General features: G+C 61.6%; 9 protein-coding genes, 1 rRNA gene and 1 pseudogene. 7 read left to right on the forward strand and 4 right to left on the reverse strand.

Going from position 1 to position 12,098, the window contains the following annotated elements; translation table 11 throughout:
• The 7 genes from rrf to FS767_RS13480 all read left to right on the forward strand — a co-directional run.
• Positions 1-113 (forward strand): 5S ribosomal RNA (gene rrf, locus FS767_RS13450); the annotation flags it as partial.
• Between the two features lie 219 nt (positions 114-332).
• A complete protein-coding gene (locus tag FS767_RS13455; protein WP_144966178.1) occupies positions 333-1,220 on the forward strand; it encodes a nitrilase family protein in 888 nt (295 codons plus the stop codon).
• Positions 1,221-1,327: 107 nt separating this feature from the next.
• Positions 1,328-1,879 (forward strand): UPF0149 family protein, encoded by a 552-nt coding sequence (locus FS767_RS13460; protein WP_144966180.1) that lies wholly within the window; start codon positions 1,328-1,330, stop codon positions 1,877-1,879.
• A gap of 4 nt (positions 1,880-1,883) precedes the next feature.
• A complete protein-coding gene (locus FS767_RS13465) occupies positions 1,884-2,420 on the forward strand; it encodes a UPF0149 family protein (protein ID WP_256674270.1) in 537 nt (178 codons plus the stop codon).
• A 207-nt stretch (positions 2,421-2,627) separates the two neighbouring features.
• A complete protein-coding gene (locus FS767_RS13470) occupies positions 2,628-3,257 on the forward strand; it encodes a glutathione S-transferase family protein (RefSeq protein WP_144966184.1) in 630 nt (209 codons plus the stop codon).
• 26 nt (positions 3,258-3,283) lie between these two features.
• A complete protein-coding gene (locus FS767_RS13475; RefSeq protein WP_144966186.1) occupies positions 3,284-5,308 on the forward strand; it encodes a pyridoxamine 5'-phosphate oxidase family protein in 2,025 nt (674 codons plus the stop codon).
• 71 nt (positions 5,309-5,379) lie between these two features.
• Complete coding sequence (locus FS767_RS13480; RefSeq protein ID WP_144966188.1) at positions 5,380-6,276, forward strand: LysR family transcriptional regulator; 897 nt, start codon at positions 5,380-5,382, stop codon at positions 6,274-6,276.
• A 349-nt stretch (positions 6,277-6,625) separates the two neighbouring features.
• Here the strand turns inward: FS767_RS13480 and FS767_RS13490 are convergent, their stop codons facing one another.
• From FS767_RS13490 to FS767_RS13500, 4 genes and pseudogenes are all read right to left on the reverse strand, one after another.
• Positions 6,626-7,288, reverse strand: coding sequence for a hypothetical protein (locus tag FS767_RS13490; protein ID WP_144966190.1), 663 nt, complete (start codon positions 7,286-7,288; stop codon positions 6,626-6,628).
• A gap of 2 nt (positions 7,289-7,290) precedes the next feature.
• On the reverse strand, positions 7,291-8,619 hold the full coding sequence (locus FS767_RS23520) for an RHS repeat domain-containing protein (protein WP_371921593.1): 1,329 nt from the start codon (positions 8,617-8,619) through the stop codon (positions 7,291-7,293).
• Positions 8,620-8,787: 168 nt separating this feature from the next.
• Positions 8,788-11,649: pseudogene (locus tag FS767_RS13495) on the reverse strand (DUF6531 domain-containing protein); the annotation flags it as partial.
• Between the two features lie 9 nt (positions 11,650-11,658).
• Entirely contained in the window at positions 11,659-12,093 is a 435-nt protein-coding gene (locus FS767_RS13500) for a DcrB-related protein (protein ID WP_144966194.1), read from the reverse strand.
• Positions 12,094-12,098 lie beyond the last annotated feature (5 nt).

Raw genomic sequence — 12,098 nt, forward strand, 5'->3', positions numbered from 1 at the left:
GACGACCATAGAGCATTGGAACCACCTGATCCCATCCCGAACTCAGTAGTGAAACGATGCATCGCCGATGGTAGTGTGGGGTTTCCCCATGTGAGAGTAGGTCATCGTCAAGATTCATTTCGCAAAACCCCTATCTGCGCATGCAGGTAGGGGTTTTGTCTTTGGGGCTACCCAAAGCTATTGCAACTGCATAGGTGATTTGATCTGTAAGGCCATGCCTACCATCTGAATCGTAGAATCCTACCGACTTATCAGAAACGCCCGACTGTATCCGGTCAATGAAAGCCGGCTCTACTGGCTTCCTTCTAAACGATCAAAAGAGGGAAGGCATCATGGCCGCATTCAGCCCGGCACGCATTGCCGTCATCCAGTTCGCGCCTCAGGTGGGGCTTGAACATTGCGCTGGTAACCTCGCCAAGAGCCTGGCGTTGGCACGCAGCGCCGCGCGTGCTGGAGCCAACCTCATCGTGCTGCCCGAACTCACCAACACGGGCTACACCTTTGTGTCGCGGGCAGAGGCCTTTGCTCACGCCGAAACACTTGAGCACGGCCCTAGCGTGCAGGCCTGGGCAGACCTTGCCGAGCAATACCAGGTCTACTTGGTTGCCGGATTCGTCGAACAGGATGCATTGAAACTGTATGACAGTGCGGTGCTGTTCGGCCCGAGCGGTTTGCTCGGGCATTACCGCAAGGCTCACTTAGGGGCCCAGGAAAACTTGTGGTGTGCCCCAGGTAACCTGGGCTTTCCAGTGTTTGACACATCGATAGGCCGCATAGGTCTGTTGATTGGCGGTGATATCTGGTTCCCGGAAGTGCCACGACTGCTGGCAGCGCAAGGGGCCGATCTGATCTGCAGCCTCAATAACTGGGTCTGGACACCACCACCGCTATTCGATCAGGCAGACCGGTGCATGGCCAACTACCTGACCATGACGGCCGCCCACGTCAACAATATCTTCATCGCCGCTGCCAATCGTATCGGTGACGAGCGAGGTAGGCGGTTTCTGGGATGTTCACTGATTGCTGGAACCAACGGCTGGCCTATCGGCGAAGTGGCCAGTGCACAAGAGCAGACCATCGTCTATGCCGATATAGACCTGAGCAGTGCTCGCTCGGCCCCCTGCAATACCTTGAATGACGCACCCCGTGATCGGCGTACAGATCTTTATGATGTGACGCTCGGTTATCGCCTGCATGCGGCCATGCCGCTAAGGAAGTGAGCACACTATTCAGGCGTACCCACGTGAGGCCTATGTGGCGCGCAGGCGCTCTGCAGGAGGTGTTTATGTTAGGGTGCACGCATACCCGACTGCCAGGACCCTACTGCATGTTCTTACCGCTTACCGAAAAAGAACTCAATCGCCTTGAAGACATGTTGATCGTCTACGGCAATGACTACTCGGTCATCAATCTGGCAGAGCTCAACGGCTTCTTCACCGCCCTGGCCAGCTCACCCACTACCGTCCAGCCGATGGAATGGCTGCCAGCGGTAGCCGGCGGTCACGTTCCCAAGTTCAAGAAGCCTGCTGACGAAGAGGCCTATACGGCATTGATGTTGCGCTACGCCGGTCAGGTTGCCGAAGACCTGGAAGACGATGTTGATGGCTTCGAACCGCTTTTCGAGCAAGGCGAGGGCGACCAAGGGACCGAAGTCGTCATGGAGGAGTGGTGCTTTGGCTACATGCGCGGCACCCAAGTCGCGGGTTGGGCTGACCTGCCTTCAGAACAGGATGCGCTGCTCAAGGCCATCTCGCTGCATGGGCTGGAAGATAACGTCGAGCTATTGGATCAGATGTCCGAGCAGGATATCCAGCAGTGCGTGCCCCAAGTCATCGATGCCGTTCGCCAGCTCTATCGCTTCCATTCAAAGCAGCGGTAAGGCCATGAAGGACCGCGAATTTGATGAACTGAGCGAGTTGTTGTTCAAGTACGGTAACGACGCCGCCATCTTCACCCTGTTCGAGTTGGACGGCTTCATGAACGCGCTGTGTAGCGCACCGCGAGTGGTGCCCCCAAGCGAGTGGCTACCTGCGGTAGGTGGGGGAAAGCTCCCTCATTTCAAAAGCAAAGCACAGAGCCGGCGCTATTTTGATCTGCTGATCAAGTTCCACAACCGTGTGTTGCAAATGCTTGCGCAGGCAACTGACGCGTCTGAATTGCTATTCGAAGTGCGTGAATTTCCAGACGGTGATGTCGTGGTTCTCGAGGACTGGTGCTTTGGCTACATGAAAGGTGTCGAAGTAGGCCAGTGGCCGTGTTTGCCTGCTGGGCTTCAACATCATCTTGATGCCATCGCGCTCCATGGCGAGGAGAAGAATTTTCCGCTGCTCGATGAGATGAGCCCTGAAGAACATCAAGCTACAGTTCCCCACGTTGTAGAGGCTGTGCACAGGCTCTACCTCCACAACCGTCATTCCTGAAACGCAAGTTCTTGGAGTCACCGCCCCGCATGGCTTGATACATAGGTGTAGCCGGCCACTAAATCCCCTTTCCAGCGAGCGCCACGCAGGCCCATTGTTTCGATCAGCGAAATTGAGGCTTGCTCCAGGCGCTGATTCTGCTTCTACGTCGATACATGCAGTATGGCTCCACCAGCGCTATGCCGGCGCTGACCAGGAGCCATGGCAATGTCCAACCCAATAAAGCTCTACAACTTCCCCAAGTCCGGTCACGCGCACCGCATCGAGCTCATGCTTTCTCTGCTTGCGTTGCCCACCGAACTGGTTTTCGTGGACTTGGCAGCAGGTGCGCACAAGCAACCCGAGTTTCTGGCCCTCAATCCTTTCGGTCAGGTGCCGGTGATCGATGACAACGGTACGGTGATCGCTGATTCCAACGCCATCCTGGTGTACCTGGCCAAGAAATACGACAACGGTGCATGGCTGCCCGAAGATCCAGTGGCAGCGGCGGCTGTGCAACGCTGGTTATCAGTGGCGGCCGGCCCGCTGGCCTTCGGTCCGGCCGCCGCGCGCCTGGTAACCGTATTCGGCGCGGCATTCGATACCGACGAGGTCATTGCTCGCGCCCATGCGCTGCTCAAGGTGATCGATACCGAGTTGGCCAAAAGACCGTTCCTGGCGGGCCATACGCCAACCATTGCCGACATCGCCAACTACTCGTACATCGCCCACGCACCTGAAGGCAATGTGTCGCTGGAGCCCTACGCCAATGTGCGCGACTGGCTGGTGCGAATCGAAGCATTGCCAGGCTTCGTGGCCATGCCACGCACCCAGATCGGGCTGCAGAACAACGCCTGATACTTTGCCGCCCCGAGGACGTCGCCATGCAGCACACACTCGACCATCGCCCATCGCCTTGGCACCCAGGCGAGAAAACCCTGCAGGAAAAGGTGGGTGTTGCAGCGCGCATGGAGGCGGTGGGGCATAAGGTCATTCGCGACTACATGCCCGATCAGCACCGCACCTTCTATCACCAGCTGCCGTTCATTGTTGCCGCCAGCGTGGACTCGCAGGGCCGTCCATGGGCGACCCTACTGGAGGGGCCGGAAGGTTTCATCCGCTCGCCCCATTCACGTGAGCTGATAATCGATACCCAACCGCCAGCCGACGATCCAGCGACGCCAGGGCTGGCCGCCGGGCAGGCAGTTGGTCTGCTGGGTATCGAATTGCACACCCGTCGGCGCAATCGTCTCAACGGCCACATCCAACAGGCCATCCAGGGGCAGTTGCAGGTGACCGTGGCTCAGTCATTTGGCAACTGCCCGCAATACATCCAACGGCGCGACTACACCCGGGTTGCGCAACTGCCCCAGGGGCGCGTCGATTCCACAGCGCTGGATGCCGATGCCGTCAGCCTGATCCAGGCAGCCGATACCTTCTTCGTTGCCAGTTATGTCGAACACGCCGATGGCCAGCGAGCGGTGGACGTCTCCCACCGGGGCGGGCGACCCGGCTTCGTCAGGGTTGAAGGCAGCCTCCTGACCATCCCCGATTACGCCGGGAACCTGCACTTCAATACCCTGGGCAACCTGCTGGCAAACCCCCGAGCTGGGCTACTGTTCATCGACTTCAGCAACGGCAACCTGCTGCAACTGTATGGGCGTGCCGAGCTAGTGCTGGACAGCCCCGACACTTCCCTGTTCGAAGGCGCCGAGCGTCTATGGACGCTGGAAGTCGAGCAGGTGGTATGGCGTCCGGGCGCAGTTGGCCTGCGTTGGGCATTCAAGGATTACGCGCCAACCACGTTGGCGACCGGCACCTGGATCCGCCATTCGCCACGCTTGCAACAGGCGCAATGGCAACCCTGGCGCGTGCTGCGGGTAGAGCAGGAAAGCCGTGATATCCGCTCGTTCTACCTTGAGCCACCTGGCGCTACCGCAGTGACGTTCGCGCCAGGCCAACATGTGCCCGTGCAAGTCCCGCTCGACCGGCACAAGCCTCTGATCCGCACCTACAGCCTGTCCAGCGCACCCTCCGACGACCATGTGCGTATCAGCGTCAAAGCCCAGGGGCCCGCTTCGCGGTACCTGCATGAGCGCGTCGTGGCAGGCGATGTACTGCAGGTGCGCCCGCCCGTAGGCAGTTTCACGCTCGATTTGAACAGCACCCGGCCGCTGGTACTGATTGGCGCTGGCGTGGGTATCACGCCTTTGCTGGCCATGTTGCGCGAGCAGTTGAAGCAGGGGCAGGCTCGGGTCATTCATCTTTTCCAAGGTGCCCGTAGCTTGGCTGATCTGGCATTCCACAAGGAACTGACCCACTTGCAACATCACGCCGCAGGGCTGCTGCATGTGTACCGCGCCCTGAGCCAACCCGAAGACCACGCCCGGCCAGGCCGCGATTATCAGTTTGCCGGTCGGCTGGGAATCGAGCACGTCAAAGCCACACTGACACTCGATGACTACGACGTCTACCTGTGTGGCCCAGGCAACTTTACCCAGGACTTCTACCAGGGGCTGCGTGGCCTGCATGTGCCGGACGCGCGGATTCATGCCGAAGCGTTCGGCCCGTCAAGCCTTCGCCGCCACCTCGACGCCGGCCAGCCGACGCTGCAGCAGCCGCCTGCTGCCAGCGAGCCAGTGGCGGTGCATTTTGCAGCATCAGCTAAGCAGGCACAGTGGTCACCCTCCAGCGGCACACTGCTGGAGCTGGCCGAAGCACATGGCCTGTCGCCGGAATTCAGTTGCCGGAGTGGAACCTGCGGCACCTGCAAAACGCGGTTGCTCAGTGGCCAGGTGCATTACCTTAACCTCCCGGCCGAAATGCCAGAGAGCGGGACCGCGCTGATCTGTTGTGCGGTGCCAGCGAACATGGATGAGCGGGGGCAGGCGCTGATGCTTGATATCTGATCGGCCAGAACAGGCAGCACCAGCGCCTCGAATCAACCATAATGCCCGCATTCCCGCCCCCAGGAGCCCGCATGGACCAGATCCACCTGATGAAGGTGTTCGTTGCCGTTGGCGAACTGGAAAGCTTCGCCGCCGCTGCCCGGCGCCTGGATATCTCCCCGGCGGCCGTCACCCGTGCTGTTGTCGCCCTGGAAGAACAACTCGGGGTCAAGCTGGCGCTGCGTACCACGCGCAGTGTGCGCCTGACCGAAGCCGGCGGCCGCTACCTGGAGGACACCCGGCACATTCTTGCTAGCATCCATGAGGCCAACGAAGCCGCTGCCGGCATCAACGCCACCCCCAAGGGTGACCTGGCCGTTACTGCGCCCATCCTGTTTGGCAAGAAGTTCGTCATGCCGTGCATCGTCCGCCACCTGCAGCAATACCCCGAGGTTGACGTCTGCGCCTACTTCCTCGACCGCATCGTGAACATGGTCGAAGAGGGTATGGATGTGGCCGTTCGTATCGGGCCCTTGCCCGACTCCGGGCTCAAAGCACTGCGGGTGGGCAGGGTCCGACGCATGCTGTGCGCCTCTCCCGAATATCTGGCGCGTCATGGCGTGCCAAAGCACCCGTCCGACCTGGCGGAGCATGCAGTGATTGGTACCACCAACCTGTCGCCGCGAGCCGGCTGGCGTTTCGGAGTAATCGGTGAACCGACCTTGGTGCGCATGAAACCCCGCTTGACTGTGACCAGCAATGACGGCGCCATCGCTGCGGCCAGCTGCGGGTTGGGCATTGCTCGCCTGCTGTCTTATCAGGTCGCGGATGAACTGGCCAGCGGGCAGCTGCAGGTGGTTCTGGCCGATTACGAAGAGGCGCCTTGGCCAATCCATATATTGCACCGGGAGAGCAAGTACGGTTCAGCCAAGGTCCGGGCCTTCATTGACATGCTGGCGCAGGCGCTGAGGGCTCGACAGCTGGACTGATTTAACTGAGCAGGGTGAATGTAAAGCAACCTGGGTGGTTCGTGCTGCAGGTCCTTGTGCAGGTTGAGCTTGCCCACCACGACTGCTTGCCGGTACGCGGGCATACGTGCGGCAAGCCAGGGTCATGCGGCAGCGAATCAATTGTAGAGGTCGGCCCGCCTTCCAGATCGAGGTAGTCGGTAATGGGCTAGGCGGCTGGGGTGTCTGGGCCGGCGCGCTTGATGCTGTCTACATCGGTACCTTCGCCCAAGTCTCCCCAAGGGGCGGCGCGTTGTCCAAGTGATGGATGTTCACGTGAATCTCCTCAGCCCTTGCTCCTCTCGGGTGATCGCCTTGAGTCAGCAGCCCTTCAGGTGAACTGAATGAAGAAGAACCCGGCGTCATCGCCTTCCTTGCCACGGCGCGCCTGCATGTCCACGAACAGGTAGCCGTTACCTTCGCCAAACAGCCCACCATGTGGCGGACTGGCTTGGGCCACGTCGGCGTCTACCAGTTGCATCATGAACATGTAGCGCGGTGGTTCATAGATCGGATCCTGCAGCCAGCAAGGGCGACCGCTGGGCTTGCTCAGGCCGATCCCGCTGTCTTCATCCTCATGCTCCTCGTCATGCTCCTCGTCGGTCATTTCTTCGAAATCGATGAACGCTCGCTCCAGCAGCAAGGGCGGGGTGCTGGGCTCCAGTGGATGGCTGGCGAGTTCATGCAGAATGACCCGGGCAAAGCCACCGCTGAGCACGCTCTGCAGTTCAGACTGCTGATTGACCGTATAGCGACGCTGAAGTGGGCGGTTGAAGCTACCGTCCTGCTGTTGCTCGACTGCAAGAAAAACGGTGATAGCCATGCCTGGTGGGACGAACCGGGCCGGTTGGAATTGTTCGGTAAGGGTCATGATGGGAGTCATCAGCCCACCGGTTTGCGGGTTGGCCGGCCACAGGGAGAGGTCCTTGAGCAAAGGCGCACCACCGATCTGGCCGTAGCCGTGATCTTGTTGGGACAACACGATTTTCTTCATGGCTAGTAACACCCTTTGCTTTTGGCGAACGATTTGGCGTAGCGTCGGGCCGTTCTGAGTTGCTGGATTGTGACATCCCCCTGGCTGACTAACGATTGGTAGATCGCCTTGGACATCAAGCGGATTTCAAGCTTGCCGCTTTTGAGCATCTGGTTAGGCTTGAGGCCCATTGCCTTGCGTAACCGGTTCTCTGCAGCATGCACCTGGTCATGGTGCTTCGGCGTCAGGGCAATCGAAGGGTTGCCGCGCAACCTGCGGTTTTTCGGTGCAATACCGGCGTCCTGCAAGAACTTGTTACGCAGAATCTCATGAGCTTCAAGGCCATCGCCTCGGTGCGCCTTGGCACCATACCCCGCGGTCTCGCCTTCCTTCAATAGACCCCATGGGTCGATCCAAGTAAACGGGTTGGGCGCATACTCGTACAGGTTCAAACCACCGGCCAGACCAATCGGGTCAGGCTGGGTAAAGCGGCCTATCTCCGGGTCGTAGAAGCGGAACAAGTTGTAGTGCAGGCCGGTTTCGCGGTCCAGGTACTGGCCTTGGAAGCGCAGGTTCTGTTTTTCAGGCAGACGGGTAGCCCGCTGTTCATCCCAGCTTGCGCCCCAGGTCAGGTAGCGCGCCGACCACACCTCCTCGCCAGCGTCGTCGGTCAACTGCTCCGGCAGGCCGTTGATGTCATTGTGGTAATGCAGTACCTGCTGGTGAGCACCCAGGCCATCCACCCGGGCCAGCGGTTCATGACCATCGTCCTCGTACAGGTACAACGCCTGCCGGCCATTGTGCTGCTCGCCGAGCAGGCGCAGGCCACTCCAGATGAAGCGCGTGCGGCCGACCACCTGGCCGTCGAGCGTCGATTCGATCTTCTCGGTACGCCGGCCCATCGGGTCGTAGCGCATGTCGATGATGCGCTCCCGCCCGGGTTGCAAGTTGCGCACCTGGACCAGCCGGTGCTCGGCGTCGTAGCGAAAATGCTGCGTACCGCGGCGACGGCTGCGCTTTTCCACCAGGCGACCGAAGCCATCGTAGCGATAGCGCTTGTCCTCAAAAGTGAGCACGCGGTTGTGCCGGACCAGCCCGGCACCTGCTGCCCGCGGGTCGAGCAGGTTGCCGGCCGGGTCGTAGCGGAATGCTTCGCGCTGGCCGACAGGGCTGTCTTGGCGCCCCAGCACATAGCCGCAGCCATCATGCTGGTAAGCCTGCAGATAGCCGCTGCCCGGGTGCTGCACTTCGCGTACGGCCAGTTGGTCGGCCGCGTCGAATTGGTACCGCTGCTGGTCTGGCGCCGGCAGCTGGCTGGGTTGGGTTGCCGGGCGGCGCAGCAGGGTGCGCACGCGCCCGCCACGGTCGTACTGGCGTTGAACCGCCAGGTTGCCCTGCAGGCGCAGCGTCTCCCGGTGTACGCGGTCTCGCTCGAAATCGCACACCACCTTGCCATCGAGGTTGATCTGGTGCAGGTGCCCGCTACCGTAGTACAGGCGGTTGATCCAGCGGCCGTCGGGGACTCGCGTGCGGGTGACATTGCCGAGCGGGTCGTACTGATACTGCACGCGGCCCTGCGCGCTGTGTTCTTCGAGCAACTGGCCAAGTGCATCGAAGGCGAAGCCAAGTTCCTCGACCTGGCCATCCACGGCGGTACGGCGGACCGCAACCACGTTGTCCAGGGGGTCATTGCAGTAGTCGGTGCGCCCCTCATCGGTATGGCGGGTCAGCAGGCGACCGCCGGCGTCATACGCCATGCGATGAATGATGGGCGCATCCTCGCTGCCCGGCGCAGGCAGGAAGGTCACCTGGACAAGGTTGTCCAGTAGGTCGTACTGGTAGCGCCGCAAGCCGCCGTCCAGGTCGCGTTCTGCGATCAGCCGGTCGCCTGCATCCCATTCGAAACCGTATGCTTCGCCATTTTCGTTGTACAGCGCGAGCAGGCGCCCATGGTTATCGTACTGGTAGCGCACCTGTCGGCCGAGCGCATCAGTGCGTAGTTCCAGTTGCCCGCGGCGGTTACGCCGGTATTGGGTAACGTGACCTGCTGTGTCGATGTGCTGGGCCAACAAGCCGCTGGCATCCAGGGCAAACGCTTCGCTGCGGCCATCGGGCAAGGTCACGCTGCGCAAGCGACCCTTGCTGTCATGCTGGTAGCCGGTGCGCTCGCCCTGGGCGTCGGTGATCGATTGCAGGTGGCCCAATGTATCGTAGGCGAAGCGGGTCAGATAGCCGGAGCAGTCCCGCTGTTCGACCAGCAGTCCTTGCTCGTTCCAGCGCAGGTGGCGGCTGGAACCGTTGGCATCGATGATTTCGACAGGGTTTCCCTGGCTGTCGTGGCGATACCGTGTGTGCTGGCCCAGCGGGTCAGTTTCGCGCGTGCAGTTGCCACGTTGGTCGTAGGCGAATATCCAGCGGTGGCCGGCCTGGTCGGTCTGGCTGCGAGGCAGCGACCAATGCTCGAGCCACTCGGTCGACTCGCTACGCCCCAGCGGGTCGACCGTTTCGGCAAGATTGCCCGACTCATCGTAGAAAAATTGCCAGCGTCCATCCATGGGATCGCTTGCCTCGAGCAACTGGCGCTCGTCGTTCCATTCGAAGCGCCAGGTCCGCTTGAGTGCATCGGTGTAGGCGGTGATCTGATACTGCGGGTTCCAGTGGCGCACGGCGACGCGGCCAAGACTGTCGGTCACCCGGGTGATGCCAGCGGCCACATCGTATTCGAAGGCGTAGCTGTCGCCGCCGTTGGTCCAGTGTCGTACTACCCGCCAACCGTCCTCATGCTGCGCCCATTCGTAATTGCAACACAGGCCGCCGCCAGTACGGTGTTCGATCATGCGTCGGGCGGCGTCGTAAGCAAAGCTGCGCAGCGGCTGGCTTGCGCCATCCAGCACCTGAGCCAGGTCACCGTTGGCGTCATAGCCATAGCTGGCCAAGCGTTGCGATTCGCCGCTCGCCGCGTGGAAGTCGACGTGGCTCACACGCTGTGGCCATTGCTGGCTGTAGCCGAGCCGGACACGCACCTGGTCGAAGGTATCGCGCAACTGGCAAAGACGGCCTTGGTCGTCGTAATCCAGGTAGATCCGGTTGTCGTTGCGATCACCGATCTGGCTCAGGCGCAGTCGGTCAGGCCGCCCCGGGGTCGGCTGGAACAACCGGTACTCGCCTTCGCGGCTTTCGGTCAGCAGCTCGCCGTTGTGCGCCCGGCGTACGCTCAGCCCTTCACCGACGCTGAACACCGCATCACCCAAGGTGATGATGCCCATATCCACCCGGCGGGCCTGCTCGTCGACCAGCACCAGGTGATCGTCTTCGCCAACCTCTACCGAAACTTCGTAAGGCAGGCTCCAGCCCGCGCCGAACAAGCCATCGATCCGCTCGTCGTGGCTGTTGTAGAAGCGTTGCCAGGCGATCGGCAGGGTGGCCTGCACGGTGAAGTCGAGGTCTTCATCGCCACACAGGACCTTGCCGCCGGTCGCCGCATGTACCGGGTTGGGCGAACCGGCCATGGCCTGGGTGAGGGCACCGGTCACCTGGCCGGTCACGACGCTGCTCACCCCGCCCACCAGCATGCAACCGAACTTGCTGTAGAACTTGCCGCCACGCCCGCGCAGCAGCATCAGCGCGGTCACCGCCAGGCCGATGCCCGGCGTCTTGCCGCTGCGTATCTCGCGCACCACGATCGGCTCTCCACCGATGCGCACGTTGCTCGATATCAGGCCACCTTCGACGATCACCGCTTCGCAGGTGCTGCGGTCACCGCTGCGGCAGGCCGGGTGGCCATTGATCAGTACCTTGCTTGACCCTTCGGCCAGATATTGCGGTGGCATGGGCGGGTGCTTGCTGCACAGTACTTTGTCGTCCGGGGCTGGCAGAGTATTGGCGGCTGGCGTGGCCACGGTCGGCCGCCACATCTGCGAGAAGAAGCCCTTGGCCATGTCCAGAAAGCTTTCTTCCTTCGCCTCGCCAGCCTCGGCGCCGGCCGGCTCCAGCGGTGCCGGCGGGCCGATGACGATGCCGGCAGCACGTGCCGCGCGCATGCCGTTGGTGCGAGTGTTCGGCGAGCCACTGATGATGGTGGCCTGCACCGACGGCGGGAACAGGAAATTTCCGATACCCTCGCATAATCGGCTCAGGCCGGTATCGGCGCCGGTCTTGGCCATGACCACACCGACCACCAGGCCGACCACCGCACCCAGCACGAAGCAGCCCAGGCCACCGGTGGCCACGGTCAGGCCGAACGCCGCCGCCACGGCGGCAGTGGCCAGGGCACCGATGGCCACGGTGGCAGCGATTTCCAGTACACCGCCGACGATGTCTGCCAGCATCGAGGTGTGCATCAGCGCGTCGCCTTCGCGGGCGGCCCACAGGGCGTCGGACATGGTGCGCGTTCAGCCCAGGTTGTCGAAGTCGAGCGACTGCTTGATGGTTGCCCAGTGCGCCGCTTCTGCTGCGCCCAGCGGGCTGGCCTTGACGTAGCTCAGGGCAAACATCTTGCGCGTGCCGGGCAGCACCAGGGCCAGCTGGTACTGGTGGACCTTTTCCTGGCCCTTGCTAAATTGGCTGCTCAGCTCGATGGCGGCGATCGCCTGGGCGGCACCCACTTGCACGGCCTGGGCCGGTTGCATGCGCAAGTCCTTGACCTGTTGTTGCAGGCGCTGCAGCTGGCCATCGAAATTGCTCTGCAAGGTCTCGCCTTCGGCCAGCTGGCTGCGGCTGATGATCAGCGAGGTGGCCAGCGCCTCGAAGCGCAGTATGTTGATGCTGCTGTCCTGCACGGCGGCATCGGGCAGGGTCAGGCGGAATTCGTTGATGCGATAACTCATAGCTG

The sequence above is a fragment of the Pseudomonas sp. DE0010 genome, assembly GCF_007680745.1.
In the GTDB taxonomy this organism is placed as follows: Bacteria; Pseudomonadota; Gammaproteobacteria; order Pseudomonadales; family Pseudomonadaceae; genus Aquipseudomonas; species Aquipseudomonas parafulva_B.